The organism is Anaerotruncus colihominis (assembly GCF_010206195.1).
Classification (GTDB): domain Bacteria; phylum Bacillota; class Clostridia; order Oscillospirales; family Ruminococcaceae; genus Anaerotruncus; species Anaerotruncus colihominis_A.
On the sequence record NZ_VIQT01000020.1, the window covers coordinates 11,959 to 25,452 of the forward strand.

Annotated in this window: 20 protein-coding genes; all 20 read left to right on the forward strand. The window is 54.5% G+C overall.

All coding sequences use genetic code 11. The features are described 5' to 3' along the window. The first annotated feature begins 68 nt into the window (after positions 1 to 68). The 20 genes from FMM72_RS14010 to FMM72_RS14105 all read left to right on the forward strand — a co-directional run bounded on the left by FMM72_RS14010 (position 69) and on the right by FMM72_RS14105 (position 13,489). Positions 69 to 857, forward strand: coding sequence for an ATP-binding protein (locus FMM72_RS14010; RefSeq protein WP_055245901.1), 789 nt, complete (start codon positions 69 to 71; stop codon positions 855 to 857). Beyond that, entirely contained in the window at positions 854 to 1,462 is a 609-nt protein-coding gene (locus FMM72_RS14015) for a cell wall hydrolase (RefSeq protein WP_162221776.1), read from the forward strand. The genes FMM72_RS14010 and FMM72_RS14015 overlap by 4 nt, the downstream gene beginning before the upstream one ends. A 4-nt stretch (positions 1,463 to 1,466) precedes the next feature. After that, complete coding sequence (locus tag FMM72_RS14020) at positions 1,467 to 1,652, forward strand: hypothetical protein (RefSeq protein ID WP_162221777.1); 186 nt, start codon at positions 1,467 to 1,469, stop codon at positions 1,650 to 1,652. Continuing rightward, entirely contained in the window at positions 1,646 to 2,158 is a 513-nt protein-coding gene (locus tag FMM72_RS14025) for a Holliday junction resolvase RecU (RefSeq protein WP_162221778.1), read from the forward strand. The genes FMM72_RS14020 and FMM72_RS14025 overlap by 7 nt, the downstream gene beginning before the upstream one ends. Positions 2,159 to 2,175: 17 nt before the next feature. After that, positions 2,176 to 2,934, forward strand: a complete 759-nt coding sequence (locus FMM72_RS17410) for a DNA translocase FtsK (RefSeq protein WP_162221779.1) — start codon at positions 2,176 to 2,178, stop codon at positions 2,932 to 2,934. Next, positions 2,927 to 3,148, forward strand: coding sequence for a hypothetical protein (locus FMM72_RS14035; RefSeq protein ID WP_162221780.1), 222 nt, complete (start codon positions 2,927 to 2,929; stop codon positions 3,146 to 3,148). The genes FMM72_RS17410 and FMM72_RS14035 overlap by 8 nt, the downstream gene beginning before the upstream one ends. A gap of 3 nt (positions 3,149 to 3,151) precedes the next feature. Next, positions 3,152 to 4,015, forward strand: coding sequence for an N-6 DNA methylase (locus FMM72_RS14040; protein WP_162221781.1), 864 nt, complete (start codon positions 3,152 to 3,154; stop codon positions 4,013 to 4,015). Between the two features lie 266 nt (positions 4,016 to 4,281). After that, the gene (locus tag FMM72_RS14045) at positions 4,282 to 5,196 is read left to right on the forward strand and encodes a hypothetical protein (protein ID WP_243157827.1); all 915 of its coding nucleotides are present in this window, start codon (positions 4,282 to 4,284) and stop codon (positions 5,194 to 5,196) included. 383 nt (positions 5,197 to 5,579) lie between these two features. Continuing rightward, complete coding sequence (locus FMM72_RS14050) at positions 5,580 to 6,980, forward strand: ParB/RepB/Spo0J family partition protein (RefSeq protein WP_162221813.1); 1,401 nt, start codon at positions 5,580 to 5,582, stop codon at positions 6,978 to 6,980. Further along, the gene (locus FMM72_RS14055) at positions 6,977 to 7,417 is read left to right on the forward strand and encodes an ASCH domain-containing protein (RefSeq protein ID WP_006873581.1); all 441 of its coding nucleotides are present in this window, start codon (positions 6,977 to 6,979) and stop codon (positions 7,415 to 7,417) included. The genes FMM72_RS14050 and FMM72_RS14055 overlap by 4 nt, the downstream gene beginning before the upstream one ends. A gap of 19 nt (positions 7,418 to 7,436) precedes the next feature. Further along, positions 7,437 to 7,700, forward strand: a complete 264-nt coding sequence (locus FMM72_RS14060) for a hypothetical protein (RefSeq protein ID WP_040342006.1) — start codon at positions 7,437 to 7,439, stop codon at positions 7,698 to 7,700. Next, positions 7,697 to 8,353, forward strand: coding sequence for a hypothetical protein (locus FMM72_RS14065; RefSeq protein WP_162221782.1), 657 nt, complete (start codon positions 7,697 to 7,699; stop codon positions 8,351 to 8,353). Before FMM72_RS14060 ends, FMM72_RS14065 begins: the two co-directional genes overlap by 4 nt. After that, on the forward strand, positions 8,350 to 8,724 hold the full coding sequence (locus tag FMM72_RS14070) for a hypothetical protein (RefSeq protein ID WP_162221783.1): 375 nt from the start codon (positions 8,350 to 8,352) through the stop codon (positions 8,722 to 8,724). The genes FMM72_RS14065 and FMM72_RS14070 overlap by 4 nt, the downstream gene beginning before the upstream one ends. Further along, entirely contained in the window at positions 8,721 to 8,987 is a 267-nt protein-coding gene (locus FMM72_RS14075; protein WP_162221784.1) for a hypothetical protein, read from the forward strand. The genes FMM72_RS14070 and FMM72_RS14075 overlap by 4 nt, the downstream gene beginning before the upstream one ends. Beyond that, positions 8,981 to 9,166 carry a hypothetical protein gene (locus FMM72_RS14080; RefSeq protein ID WP_040342009.1) on the forward strand — a complete coding sequence of 62 codons (186 nt, stop codon included), beginning with the start codon at positions 8,981 to 8,983 and terminating at the stop codon, positions 9,164 to 9,166. Before FMM72_RS14075 ends, FMM72_RS14080 begins: the two co-directional genes overlap by 7 nt. Positions 9,167 to 9,190: 24 nt before the next feature. Then, the gene (locus FMM72_RS14085) at positions 9,191 to 9,583 is read left to right on the forward strand and encodes a hypothetical protein (protein ID WP_162221785.1); all 393 of its coding nucleotides are present in this window, start codon (positions 9,191 to 9,193) and stop codon (positions 9,581 to 9,583) included. 116 nt (positions 9,584 to 9,699) lie between these two features. Beyond that, on the forward strand, positions 9,700 to 10,185 hold the full coding sequence (locus FMM72_RS14090) for a hypothetical protein (protein WP_162221767.1): 486 nt from the start codon (positions 9,700 to 9,702) through the stop codon (positions 10,183 to 10,185). Beyond that, on the forward strand, positions 10,179 to 10,448 hold the full coding sequence (locus FMM72_RS14095; RefSeq protein WP_180322937.1) for a hypothetical protein: 270 nt from the start codon (positions 10,179 to 10,181) through the stop codon (positions 10,446 to 10,448). The genes FMM72_RS14090 and FMM72_RS14095 overlap by 7 nt, the downstream gene beginning before the upstream one ends. A gap of 532 nt (positions 10,449 to 10,980) precedes the next feature. Continuing rightward, positions 10,981 to 11,571: a hypothetical protein gene (locus FMM72_RS14100; RefSeq protein WP_347561301.1), complete on the forward strand. Its 591-nt coding sequence runs from the start codon at positions 10,981 to 10,983 to the stop codon at positions 11,569 to 11,571. Continuing rightward, positions 11,561 to 13,489 (forward strand): phage terminase large subunit family protein, encoded by a 1,929-nt coding sequence (locus FMM72_RS14105; RefSeq protein WP_243157829.1) that lies wholly within the window; start codon positions 11,561 to 11,563, stop codon positions 13,487 to 13,489. The genes FMM72_RS14100 and FMM72_RS14105 overlap by 11 nt, the downstream gene beginning before the upstream one ends. The last annotated feature ends 5 nt before the right edge of the window (positions 13,490 to 13,494 follow it).

Here is a 13,494-nt window from a genome sequence, read left to right on the forward strand (position 1 = left end):
GCGGCCCTGCTCCGCCACCGGAAAAATGCAAATATTGCGGCGCGCCGCTTTACTACGAGGGCATGATTATGCCCGATCTTACCAATGACCGTGACAATGCTCCCCCGCCCTGGATATTCCGATGGACAAATATGCCAATTCGGTGCACCTGCCCTGATGCTGTAAAACATTGGGAACGGTACGACGCAGAACAGGAACGAAAACGTCTTGAGAAGGAAAAAGAGCAGCAGAGGATGTGGCATCGCCGTCGGGTAAACGATCTACTTGCCAAAAGCGGGATTCGAAAACGGTTTCAGCAACGGACGTTTGAACGTTTCAAAGCCGATACCCCGGGCAGAAAGCAGGCATATAACGCAGCCCGGGAATATGCTGAAAATTTTGCAATTATCAAAGAGACCGGCGATGGACTGTACATAGAGGGAACCAATGGGACCGGCAAGACACATTTGGCCGCCGCTATCGCCATGTACCTGACCGATAAGGAATACTCGGTTATTATGAAAACGTCCTTTGATCTGCTGGATGAAATTAAAAGGGCTTTTGACGACGCATACACATCGGAACATGAGGTCATGAAGGCATATCGGGAGTGTGATCTCTTGATCATTGATGATCTTGGCAAAGAACAATGTACCGATTGGTCCATGTCAATTCTTTATTCCATCATCAACGAGCGATACGAAGCCATGAAACCAATCATTATCACCACAAATTTTGGCGCCGAGGATTTAATCCGCACACTTACTCCACGGGGATACGGATGCCAGAAAATTGAGTCTATCATAAGCAGGCTGCGGGAGGTATCCCAAACTTTGACAATGGCTTGGGATGACTACCGCAGCAGACAGGAGGAATGATGAAGCAATACAGGATTTGGATGTTACCCTACATAAAACTCTGTGTACTTGTGGCCGTTGCCACGATTATGGCGGTTGCGTCTGTAATGAAGGGAGACGCCCCTAATAAAAAAGCTCTGACAGACGTGCCAACTGCACCAATGGAAATACTCCCGGCTGCTGAAATGGTCATTTTAGAGCAGGAAATGGAAGCAGAATCTCCAACCCCACAGATCATCGAGCGGTATGATTCTATCAACATTTCAGAAAACGAATTACATGAACTGGCAGCGATTGTCTATCTGGAGGCTGGAAATCAAAGTGCAAAAGGCCAACAGGCCGTTGCGGAAGTCGTATTGAACCGTGTGATTTCCCCGGACTTCCCGGACAGTGTACATGACGTGCTGCATCAAGGAGAGGACACAGCGATGCCGCAGTTCTCCGCAATTTGTGTTCAGCAAACCGCAGAACCGGGACAAATGCAATATGAAGCGGTTGCCGCCGCTTTATATGGTCCGTCCGTTCTTCCGGCTGATGTGGTGTACTTTTCTCGTAACGGTGAGAATGATCGCATATGGGGGGCCATTGGAGATCATATATTCTGCTTTGGTTATGTTTGGGAGTGATGTCATGAAACAAATGCAGCTTAAAAGATTCTTACATGCCCTTTGTGGCCTGGGGTTCCTGATACTGTTTGGCACCGCCAACGCCAGTGATTTAAACAGTATCTCGATTAGCCGGACGTTCTGGCAATCGTTTGTTGGGCTGACGATGTTCATTGTCGGCGGAACGCTGGGAGGGGTGATTGAATGGTAAGGAACAAAGACCCCAAGCGTCAATGGCAGGGTGCTGTCAGCAAGGCCAGAGGCAGACAGTTCGAAGAACAGATTGACACTGCGTTTGAATATTATCGCAATCAGGGCAGCGCCATTATCGAAAAGACCCCTGAACCGATGCGCCCCATCAAAAACCTTGGCGCTGGAAAATTTATTGCTTTTTTTGAACGTAAAGCACAACCGGACTATAAAGGTGTCATCAAAGGCGGCCAGGCGGTCATTTTTGAAGCAAAGTTTACATCAGCCGATCGCATGGAACAAAGCCGGGTACTTCAAAGCCAGGCTGAATACTTAACCCATTATCAGCATCTTGGAGCAAGGTGTTTCATCGTGGCAGGCTTCGCCTCAAATGGGGTTTACCGGCTCCCTTGGGATGTTTGGCGGAACATGAAGGAGCGTTTTGGCCGCAAGTACATCACTGAATCAGATCTGCAAGAATATCGAGTGCTGACGGCACAAAACGGTGCGCTGCTGTTGCTCGATTAAGAAAGGGGTTTATCATCATGAGCGAGATTTCCAAGTACGAAGCCTACAAAAAGAAGTTGCAAGGTGTTTGCGACGAAAACGATCTGGTGTTTCGCTTTCGCTGTGACAGATATCCTATTACCCTGACCATTAAGCCGGTCACTGGTCTGGAGGAACAGCTATCTTTACTGGAGAATGTCGAGGATAAGGGATACACCAGTCCCGATGCATCCATCGTGTTTTTCTTCAAAGATGGCAGTATAACCTACAAGATCTCGCAGACCTTCACCATTAACGACACACTGTTCTCCAAAATCAAAAACCTATTCAAAAACATGAACTACTGCTGGCTCCAGTTTTTCTTTCGGGATGTGGTCGAGAAGGGCGTTTTGACACCGAAGACCATGCCGGTTATCGATAAAAGCGACGATGACCTTCCAAAAGAAGCGGAGCCGCTGGAGAGCTTTGACGATGAAGGGGAATATGGAGATGACGGTACCCTCTCCGGAGATGACGAAGGGGACGGCGCGCCCTCTGTTGGCGAAAGTGGGGGCCCTCCGGCTACGGACCTCGATGACCCTGTCCTCCAGGAAGCCGCACGTATCGTCAGGGCCGAGAACAAGGCCACGGTCTCCCTGCTGCAACTACGCATGGGCGTCGGATATGCCAAGGCCGCGCGCATTATCGACGCCCTAGAAGATCTCGGTGTGGTCGGCCCCTTCAATGGCTCCGAGCCGCGCGAGGTTTTGCCCTATGACGAGCCCGACGATCAGGAAGGCGGTGACGAGAATGGCTAAGACCCGAATGGACAAGGAGTACACCGGAGAAGTCATGAAGCAGGCCCAACAAATGAGCCGCGAGGACTACAAGGCCGTCAAGCACATGGACAAGATGCAAATGATCGCATACCTGCAGCGTATCTATCGCCGCGGTTACGAGGCTGGCGTCAAGGCCGAAGCTACGCGTCAGAAAGTGGAGCAGGCAGCCGCAGAAGCTGTCGCGGAGGAGTAAGCTATGGGAAAGGCCGTTCGTCGCGTCAGAGGAGAGGCGCAGAAGAACATCATCAGATGCATGGACATTCTGATCGGGCGATATTCCCGGTGGGAAGTGTGGCAGGACTTCATCATCATGTCCGCCATCAGTATTGCAAATCTCTTTGACGGCCCACATCGGGAAGCCCGGGAAAAGGAGTACATGACCCGCTCGGGAAAATACTCTGCCAAAGAGATGGCGGTTTTTGCCCAGATGCTCGCAGAAGTTGTCGCCGATCTGGAGTGTAACCCCGATCAGGACTTTCTCGGGGAATTGTTTATGGCGCTCGACCTCGGAAATGAGTGGGCGGGTCAGTTCTTCACCCCGTACTCCGTCTGCCGTGCAATGGCCGCCATGTCCTGCGGCGAAGACCTCAAAGCAAAAATCGAGACACAAGGTTGGGTCTCGGTGAATGACCCGGCCTGCGGTGCGGGGGCGCTGCTGGTAGCGTTCGCCAACGAGTGCCGCCGTCCCAAAAATGACGTCAACTATCAGACGTCGGTGCTGTTCGTAGCGCAGGACATCGACTTTTTGGCTGGATGTATGTGCTATATCCAGTTGAGCCTCATGGGTTGCCCCGGATATATTTTGATCGGCGATACCATCGCTCACCCCAGCACGAGCCATGACCCAAGGGGACTACTCCCTGTCAGCGGCTCAAATATTTGGTTTACCCCCATGTATTTTCGTGACATATGGCATTGGCGCAGAATTTGGGCGCAGATGGACATTGTGTGCCGATCGGCGGCTCCGCTGGGTAAGGTCGAGAAATCTGCTCTGGAACAGCCCGCCAGTGTTGAACAGCTGCTGACGCAGACAAAGATCGGGCAGCTAGCTTTCTTTTGATGGGAGGGGAACACATGAAGCGATGGACACCTGAAGACGAAGAGATCCTTTGTGAATGTTGGGGGACAATGACCGTTGCTGGCCTGTGCAAGAAGCTCAACCGATCGAAAAACGCCATTATGGTGAGAGTAAACCGGCTCGGGCTCCCGCCTTACTTGGAAAGCGGCGAGTATGTCACAATGCGTCAGCTTATCCTTGCCCTCGGACATAGCGGAAGCTCAGGCAGCTACAAAATCAAAAGCTGGATCCAGAACAGAGGATTTCCTGTGCGAAATAAGCGGCATACCGAGAAGGTCGTCAAGGTTGTTTTTCTGGACGAGTTCTGGGAGTGGGCAGAGAAAAACAGGTCATTTCTGGACTTCTCCAGAATGGAGCCGTTGGCACTCGGCGAGGAGCCGGATTGGTTGGCCGAACAGCGTCGAAAGGACTTCAAGGCTTACGCCCTCCAGAGGAAAGAGCCGTGGACAGTCGACGAAGACAGCCGGTTGAAGATGCTGTTGAAACAGCACAAGTATGGATATGCGGAGCTTTCCGAAATGCTCCGCCGATCGACAGGCGCTATCCAGCGGCGCTGCACAGACCTCGGCTTAAAAGAACGCCCCGTGAAGGCTGACAATCGCGGCCCCGATGCCACGTGGACAGAGGACGATTTCTCTATACTGGCTGACGGCATCCAAAACGGCGATAGCTATATGCTGATTGGGCAGGTACTCGGCAAGTCCGAAAAAGCCGTTCGCGGCAAGGTTTACTCTGTATACCTGACAGAAAATGCGGATAAAGTACGGGCATACATGGGAGACGGCCCGTGGGGGTATGGTGCGCCGGAACCGACAGTGAAGCAGGCCGTGCACCTCTCCAGAACGAGGGCAGAGGTCAAGCGCAACCTTTCCATACTCGATGCGCTGCTCCGCAAGCGCATAAACGATCTCGGCTACGACCCTTATTGGCAGCGGTTTATGTGCATGAACTGGGATGACATTAGAGGGTGCTCCGCCGGATGTGCTAATTGCGACAGCTGCACAGAGTTCCACCGCATACCCCCGCAATACTGCGCCCGCTGTGGGTCTACCTTCTACGAGCGCAGGGAAAACCGATTCTGCTCGGCCTGCCGCACGGCCAGGAAGAAGCAGGCTCAGCGCCGGTGGTGCCGCATGAACGGATATTCCCGAAAGGAGACGTGAGATGTTCTTTCTGGAAAGAAAAGAGCCGGCTGCCATGCCCAATGCCCTCGGCAATGCCGGCTGGCCCACATATACCGCTGGAAAGCGATATGCGCTTGCCCGGAGCGGTGGCCGCTGGAGGCTCTGTTCCGGCACATGGACCCCAAGACGCACCGCATCACATCAAATTCCCCTGCCGAGGGATAAGTCGGCCGACGAAAGGAGCTATTATAATGGCAAAGAAGGTATTGAATGAAAGGTGCCCACTACAGACGGAGTGCGAACGGAAGACCTGTGAATATGTCCGCAAGGAGCTGGAGTGCCCTTACTATTCTGCGAATGCCCGCGATGGATACTATATCTACGACCAGGAGGCGATTCGTGACCGGAGGGATAGGGAGGCCATGGACGAAGCCCTCCTTGCGTCCTTAGGGGATGATGACGATGACACCCCTGACGGCCTGGTCTATATCCCGGTCGAAGATCTCTACCCGCATCCCGACAACCCTCGGAAGGACTTGGGTGATTTGACCGAGCTGGCCGACAGCATTAAGGCCAACGGTGTCCTTCAGAATTTGACTGTTGTTCCTCGCGCCGTTACCGGGGAGATCACGGGAGAGACCTGGCAGAAGGGCTACACCGTGGTCATCGGCCACCGCCGGCTCGCAGCCTCGAAGCTGGCCGGGCTGAAAGAGCTGCCATGTGTCATCACCGATATGGATCTTCGGAGCCAGGTGCAGACCATGCTCATGGAGAACATTCAGCGGTCCGACCTCACCCTTTATGAGCAGGCCCAGGGCTTCCAGATGATGCTCGACCTGGGGGACAGCATTGACGAGATTGCCCGGAAGTCCGGCTTCTCCCAGACGACCGTTCGGCGCAGAGTGAAGCTGCTGGAGCTCGACCAGGAGAAGTTCAAGACTTCCGTAAGTCGTGGCGCCAACCTCATGGATTACATGGAGTTGGACAAGATCGACGACCCGGAGCTGAAGAATGAAGTTCTGGAGGCCATCGGCACCAACAACTTCCGGCAGAAGCTGGCCAGCGCCATCGAGACAGAGAAAAGCCGCAAGCTCATCGCGGAGCGAGTGCAGGCCCTTTCCGCCTTTGCGACCCAGATTGAGAAGGTGGACCACTCCACCATACAGTATGTGCGGAACTATGGCACCTGGAACAAGCAAGACGAGGTGAAGCGTCCTGATGACGCGGACACTGTGGCTTACTTCTTCTATGTAGGAATGCACGAGGTAGACCTTTATCGCCAGATTGTCGAGGAACCGGAGGACACAGAGGCGGCGGCACAGGCGGAGCGGATCAAGGCCGAGCTGGAGCGCCGGCACGCAGAGCTTGAAACCATCTCCAGGGCAGCATACCAGACCCGATACGCATTCATCAAGGACTTCTCGGCGGCGAAAAAGAATGTGGCAACTGTTTGCCGGTTTGTTGCGGGGATGCTTCTCCGGGACCACGATGATCCGGACGACGCTATGATGTCCGAGCTCTTAGGTATTGGCGTTGATACCGAGAATGATGAAATCGACATCCCGGCCTTTGATGAACGGTCGAAGGAAAGCCCAAAATACACCCTCCTAGCTACCGCCTACGCGTCCTTTGACGCCGAGAGAGTAAATTACTTCTGGTGGCGCTGGGACCCTGCGAAGCACAGCATGGCCTGCGCCTACCAGGAAAATGAAAGCCTGGACTTCCTGTATAAAATCCTCACCGAGCTTGGATATGAGATGTCCGACGAGGAAAAAGCCCTCCAGGACGGCACCCATGAGCTGTTCCAGGAGGCGGACGGATGAAGGCTCTTACCATTTGGCAGCCCTGGGCCTCGCTGCTGGTGTCTGGCCAGAAGAAATACGAAACCCGGAGCTGGGCCACCGCCTACCGAGGCCCCATAGCCATTCACGCCGCCATGCGGCCGGTGCGTCGGACTATCGACGCGCTGGTCGCCGACCGAGGGGATGGGTGGACTGCTCTGGACTACTTTGACGCCCTGTTCATGCACCCTGGCTCCATCAACGAGTTACCTACCGGGGCTGTCATCGGAAAGGCCCTCCTGGTGCGTTGCAACTTGATTACTGAGGACTTTATGGCGCGGCTCACGCAGCAAGAATTGGCCCTTGGCGACTTTTCTTTGGGGCGGTACGCCTGGGAGTTTGAACAAATGACCCAGTTAATAGCCCCAATCCCGGCGCGTGGCGCTCAGGGGCTTTGGTATTGGGACGCCGGCGTGTAACACAGGAGGGATGACAGGTATGAAGAAGAAACGGAAATATCAGACTGTGCAGGCAAAGGCACCCCCGGAGCCAGAGGCTGTGCAGTTCCCGTCAAGCGGTCCGGTGCAGGTCGGAGACATTGTTGCTCGCCGCCCAGTCACCTTTTCGGACAACGAGAATAAAACGGCTCAAGTGATGCGCGGGCGTGTGGTCTACGTCCACCCCAAGGGCCGCTTCCATGTAGTCGAGTTTGGCGAGGGCAGGCGAGCTGTCCGGGAGAGCTTTGCAGGGGTGAGTAGATGAAAGAAAAGATAGGAAACCTTGGCGAAGTCGCCATTGGAATACTTAATGAACTTCATACCGAACGGCTCGACTACGAAAGCGAGTATCTCCCTTTAGTCGACTGTGCCCAGCGGTGTGCAGCCTACGAAGAAACCGGTTTGCTTCCGGAGGAAGTCGTGAAAATGGGCATGATGCTTGAGGACAGCAGGCGCTATTCTGGCCGGCTCGAATTAAAGCTGAAACCCTACCTTGACATAGGCCTTGGCCCATCGGAGCTAAATGCGCTGAAACTTGCAAGCGTGGGGAAATGCGTGGTCGAAATCAAGGAGTTTGATGGCATCGCTATCGACCGTCTCCGCAAGCTGGCCCAGGCCGAGAAGGACGGGCGGCTGGTGGTGCTGCCGTGTAAGGTGGGGGATACGGTGTATGCCAGAAATCACAACGGACGGATCGTAGATGGCGTAGTAGAGTCTATCCATCAGAATTACGTTGCAGGGAAAGCTGGCCGATGGGTTGTAACAGTATATTATCCGGAATACAACAGAACAGCAGAAAGCGGTCTCCACCCTGACTTTTTGCCGACGACAAAGTTCTATGGCTTAAATGATTTCGGCAAAACCGTCTTTCCGACCCACGAGGAGGCAGGGGCGGCGCTGAAAGGCGGCGGCGAATGACCACAATGAAGAAACCGGATATTGGAACTAAAATGTATTTCGTTTGCGAGCACCTATACTGCATCCCGAACCACGCCGGGCCGGTCAAAGAATACTGCGTATGCGAGGCAGAGGTGGTAGGCTTCTTCACCGACGGCTATACGGAAGTGCAGCTCGTGGGAGACGATCCGAATGGACACAGGACGCCATATTACTTCAAGCTATCGGAGATCGGAGAGAGAGTATTCTATGCGCCGGAAGAAGCGGCTGGCTATGCGCAGACCCTGACAGTACGGTATGAAAGGATATGGGGATGGCTAGGAGTACCGGATATCCCTATGCGGCGACCATGGGAAAATTTGCTCAAAAGCCGAAAGGAAGGGACAACATGAGCGAATGCGAGAACTGCAAGAAGTATGAGGATTGTGCTGCTGAGAGCGGCCTGACGTGGCCATGCGGGGCTTTTGTTCCAAAAACTGTCTCGAACGGACAACGCATCCGGGCCATGAGCGACGAGGAGCTATGCAAATTGATTATGGCAATTCCAGACGTACCATGTGGGCAGGTGAGGTATCCGGAGAAATGTACCCACAAATGCGAAGCGTGTATCACGGACTGGCTCAAGCAGCCAGCAGAGGAGACCCGGCTGTGCTGATTATCACCGTACAGGTCAATGCCCCGGCTGGCCAGGCTGTCGGTATCAAAGAGGATCTGGCGATGTACTTAGAGCGGTTCGGCGACATCCGAGTGGTATCGGTGACGGAGGAACAGCCCCAGTACCGTCAGATGGGGCTTTACGACGCCCGACAGCCGCAGAGAGGGAAAAAGAAGTAAGCAGGCAGATAGGGGTGAGCCAAAATGACATTACAAGAACTGTCCCAGTATTTCAAATTGCGGGAGCAACTGGCGCGGGACGAGGAGATACTGGAATCTTTGAAAGCTACGGCTTGCCCCGGAGCACAGGTGTTGACTGGTATGCCTCACGCCCCGGGAGTCCGGGATAAGGTCGGCGACTTGGCTGTCGAGATTGCTGATATGGAGAGCCAGATCGAGTACCTGCAAGAGAAGATTTCGCAGGAAGAAGCCAAGGTATCAGTCTTTATTTCCACCATTGAGAACGACCAGACACGCATGGTGTTCAGGCTCCGTTTCCTCCGGGGACTCACATGGAAAGAGGTTGCAGCCGTCATAGGAGGCCGAAATTCGGAGGAATCGGTGCGGATGATGTGTTACCGTTACCTTAATGGCTGAAAGTTGTTCTGCGCTGTTGCGACTCGTTACTTGCGGTTTTGCGGAAATGCTGATAGGCTTAAACTCGTAAAATTCTACATAGCCGGCGGCTCTCTTTCGGGAGGGCCGTCATTCTTTTGGAAAGGAGGCTTTGGCGTTCGCGTTTCTCCTTTGCGCGGCCGCTCGGTCTGGATCGGCGCCATTCGCCAACGGCTCCGGTGGCAGGCACAAAACAAAAGGAGGAAACCTTTGTGTTTTCATCGCTGAAAAGCAATTTTCTGAAAAACCCGTCGTTGTTTTATGCCATGAGCATAGCTGCGACATGGGCCAATGCCGGCAGCCTGCTCAATGGCATTATCATGGCGCGCGGCAGCGGTATCATCCCGTACATCCTCTGGGCTATCGGTAATACGCTGGCTTGCATCGTCTTCGGCATCTTCGCACCGGCGATCCCGAAGCTTCGAGAGGTATTTCGAAGTAAGACTATGAAGATCGCCATGAGCGTCATGTGTCCCTTCCAGTGCTGGATATCCATGAACGGAATCCAGACGGCTTCCATCGGTGGACTGTGGCCGGCCGTGAGCCGCTGCGCACCAAGCTCGGCGGTCGTGTCCCTGTGGTGATCGTCGCCCATGAGGACGAGTCCGAGGACATGTACGGCACCATCACGCACAACCGCGCCCGTGGTACACATCTGTTGGAGCCGATGAAAGCCATCGTGAAGAAACTGCTGGATGATGGAAAGACCTTCAAGGAAATCGGGAAGCAGCTGGGTATGCGGCCTGCGGAAGTCTTCAGACTGTCGGACTTCTCCAAGGAGGAGTTCATCAACCTCATGGCACAGGGTAATGCGTACAGTCGCGCGGAGATCATTACACGTGTGTGAGCATCGTGCAAGGACGCGCACAGCCCCGCAGAGAGGCGCAGAGCCGAGGGACGGAGAGGACGAGTGTTTACCCTCCCCACATCTGCGACGGGGCAGGCAGCGGCGTTGCAACGAGTTCAAAAAGGTACTGTGACGCCCCGCCACCCTTAGCTGCGGGCGCGTCGACCCCGAAAAACGTGCAGTTACCAAGGAGAATTTTAGTCTGTTCCGTTCCGCTTTCTGTGGTATTTGGCATGATACCGCAGAAGATAGCGGGGAAATTTATATGTTTTATCTGCTCCTCGGGCGTAAGTCCGGGGAGTTTTGATAAAGGTCCACGTGTCACCTCCTGAGATATATAAGACCACAACAGGGTAAAGGTCTCGTCCGTGGCTGCTGGTACCGGCTACGGGTGCTCCGATGCAATTCCGGTGAGCCCTGTAAAAAAGAAAAGCCCCGGCTGCTGCAACAGTCGAGGCTTATGTGCTCGGGATTGTGGTGTTTGTAACACAGATACCATACCACATTCCGCACGACCCGTCAAGAAACGGGCGTGCTCCGCGAAAGGAGGCGCACAATGGCAGAAATCCACAAGACCATTACAGAGGATACCGAGGTTAGCACCACGGAGCTTGCCTGCATACTCGGCATCACCGGCCGCTATGTGCGGCAGATGGCAGAGGACGGCGTATTGTCGAAGGTCGACAAAGGACGCTTCCCCCTCGCGGAATCCGTGCAGAAGTACATCAAGCACGCTGCCAAGGACGCCATGAACGAGGAGGACATCAAGCTTGACAAGGCCAAGAGGACGGCAGAAGTCACCCTCAAAGCCTCAAAAGCACAGGTCGCGAAGCTGGAAGCCGAGGAGCTGAAAGGCAAAATGCATCGCGCTGAGGACGTCGAAGCGGTGACCTCTGATCTGGTGTACGCCGTTCGCGGCGCGCTGATTGCCTTGCCCGGGCGTCTGGCCGTAGACGTGGCGGCAGTAGAAAGCCCCGCCGAAGCCTCGGAGATCATCCGCAAGGAAGTCTACAAGGTCATGCGTGAGCTTGCGAACTACCGCTATGACCCGCAAAAATACGAGGAGTTGGTGAGAGAACGCAGGGATTGGGATATCATGGAGCGTGATGGCGATGACAAGTAGCCTGAACGCAATCCGGATCAATAGGGTAATTTCCAAGGCGTTGAAGGGGCTTGTACCCCCTGCTGATCTGACAGTGACAGAATGGGCGGAAGCTTGTCGCCGCCTGTCGATGGAAAGCTCTGCCGAGCCGGGACCGTGGCGCACCGAGCGCACGCCGTATCTCCGCGAGCTGATGGACGCTTTTACAGACCCGAGGGTGCGGCATATTGTTATGGTTGCCGCGTCGCAGGTTGGTAAATCCGAGTTCCTGAACAACTGCATCGGCTACATCATCGACGAGGATCCGGGCAGTATTCTTTTCGTCCACCCCACAGGCATTGACGCGAAGGAATACTCCAAGCTTCGTATCGCGACGATGATCCGGGACTGCCCCACACTGCGCAAAAAGGTGAGTAGCCCCAAGAGCCGCGACAGCAACAACACCATTCTCCAGAAGACCTATCCCGGCGGCATCCTCACCATGTGTGGCTCTACTGAGGCGCACGCCCTGGCATCAAAGCCCATCCGTTACGTGTTCGGCGACGAACGCGACCGCTGGGCACTTTCTGCCGGCAATGAGGGCGACCCTTGGGGTTTGGCAATGGCTCGACAGACAACCTTCTACAACGCTAAAGCAGTAGAGGTATCTACCCCCACCATCAAAAACACCAGCGCCATCGAATTGGCCTACGCAACCGGAACGATGGAACGGTGGAAATCGCGCTGCCCCCATTGTGGGGAGTATCACGAGATTCGCTGGGCGGATATCCGCTTTGAATACGAGGAAAACATCATCGCCGGCCGCAAGACCTACAAGGTGACGAATGTCTGGTATGTCTGCCCTGGATGCGCATGTGTATCAAGCGAGTTTGAAATGAAGCGCGTCCCGGCAAAGTGGATGGCAGAAAACCCCGACGCCTACGAACAAGGTACTCGCTCTTTCTGGCTAAATGCCTTTGTTTCCCAATGGGCAACATGGTCGTCTATTATCCTGAAATTCCTGAACGCACAGGGCAGCACCAGGAAGATGCAGGTTGTTTATAACACCTGCTTCGGCGAGGTATGGGAAGATCGTGGCGATTTGGAGGACGAAGATAGCCTGATGGCACGGCGAGAGGAATATGACGCCGCGCTTCCCGAAGGTGTCCTTGTCTTGACGACCGGCGTCGACACACAGGACGACCGTTTTGAGTACGAGATCATCGGTCACGGGCATTTCGGAGAAACATGGGGCATCGAAAAGGGCGTCATCATGGGACGCCCGGACGATTCCGAGACATGGGCAAAGCTGGATGACATCGTTTTCGACCGCGTATTCCGGTTTGCTGACGGTACCGGCCTGCGGCAGTCTGCGTCCTTTGTGGACGAAGGCGGCCACTTCACGCAAGAAGTTCGCTTGCAGTGCCGCGCACGTATCGCGAAGCAGGTCTTTTGCATCAAGGGTATGCCTGGGCCAAGCAGACCGTATGTGCCGCCCCCGAAGCAACAAAAGATCACCGTCCGCCAGAGGTATATCGGTACCTGTTGGCAGTATCAGATCGGCGTTGACTCCGGCAAGCAAATCATTCAGGACAATCTTCGTGTTAAGACCAAAGGTGCGAAGTATTGCCACTTTCCCCGGCGTGACGACTATGGCAGCGCATACTTTGCCGGTCTGCTCTCCGAGCGGTTGGAGTATGACGCCACAAAGAAACAGCCGTGGATTTGGAAGAAGATCCCCGGGCACGAGCGCAACGAGGCGTTGGATTGCCGCAACTACGCTATGGCGGCGTTTAAGGCGCTCCCTGTCAATCTTGATGAGGTAGACAGACGTTTGAGGGAATCCCGCGGTAAAGCCCCCTCTGCACCCGTTGTAACTGCTCCGGCAACTACCCCGAAGCGGAAGACAAGAGCGAAAAAGCGCGGCTCCGTGCTGGATAGATATTACGACAGTTGGTAAGGTGA

Bases quoted from the DNA above. Each gene is read 5' to 3' on its own strand.
- FMM72_RS14010 (WP_055245901.1), top strand. From the start codon at position 69: ATGCCCGATCTTACCAATGACCGTGACAATGCTCCCCCGCCCTGGATA.
- FMM72_RS14015 (WP_162221776.1), top strand. From the start codon at position 854: ATGATGAAGCAATACAGGATTTGGATGTTACCCTACATAAAACTCTGT.
- FMM72_RS14020 (WP_162221777.1), top strand. From the start codon at position 1,467: ATGAAACAAATGCAGCTTAAAAGATTCTTACATGCCCTTTGTGGCCTG.
- FMM72_RS14025 (WP_162221778.1), top strand. From the start codon at position 1,646: ATGGTAAGGAACAAAGACCCCAAGCGTCAATGGCAGGGTGCTGTCAGC.
- FMM72_RS17410 (WP_162221779.1), top strand. From the start codon at position 2,176: ATGAGCGAGATTTCCAAGTACGAAGCCTACAAAAAGAAGTTGCAAGGT.
- FMM72_RS14035 (WP_162221780.1), top strand. From the start codon at position 2,927: ATGGCTAAGACCCGAATGGACAAGGAGTACACCGGAGAAGTCATGAAG.
- FMM72_RS14040 (WP_162221781.1), top strand. From the start codon at position 3,152: ATGGGAAAGGCCGTTCGTCGCGTCAGAGGAGAGGCGCAGAAGAACATC.
- FMM72_RS14050 (WP_162221813.1), top strand. From the start codon at position 5,580: ATGGACGAAGCCCTCCTTGCGTCCTTAGGGGATGATGACGATGACACC.
- FMM72_RS14055 (WP_006873581.1), top strand. From the start codon at position 6,977: ATGAAGGCTCTTACCATTTGGCAGCCCTGGGCCTCGCTGCTGGTGTCT.
- FMM72_RS14060 (WP_040342006.1), top strand. From the start codon at position 7,437: ATGAAGAAGAAACGGAAATATCAGACTGTGCAGGCAAAGGCACCCCCG.
- FMM72_RS14065 (WP_162221782.1), top strand. From the start codon at position 7,697: ATGAAAGAAAAGATAGGAAACCTTGGCGAAGTCGCCATTGGAATACTT.
- FMM72_RS14070 (WP_162221783.1), top strand. From the start codon at position 8,350: ATGACCACAATGAAGAAACCGGATATTGGAACTAAAATGTATTTCGTT.
- FMM72_RS14075 (WP_162221784.1), top strand. From the start codon at position 8,721: ATGAGCGAATGCGAGAACTGCAAGAAGTATGAGGATTGTGCTGCTGAG.
- FMM72_RS14085 (WP_162221785.1), top strand. From the start codon at position 9,191: ATGACATTACAAGAACTGTCCCAGTATTTCAAATTGCGGGAGCAACTG.
- FMM72_RS14105 (WP_243157829.1), top strand. From the start codon at position 11,561: ATGACAAGTAGCCTGAACGCAATCCGGATCAATAGGGTAATTTCCAAG.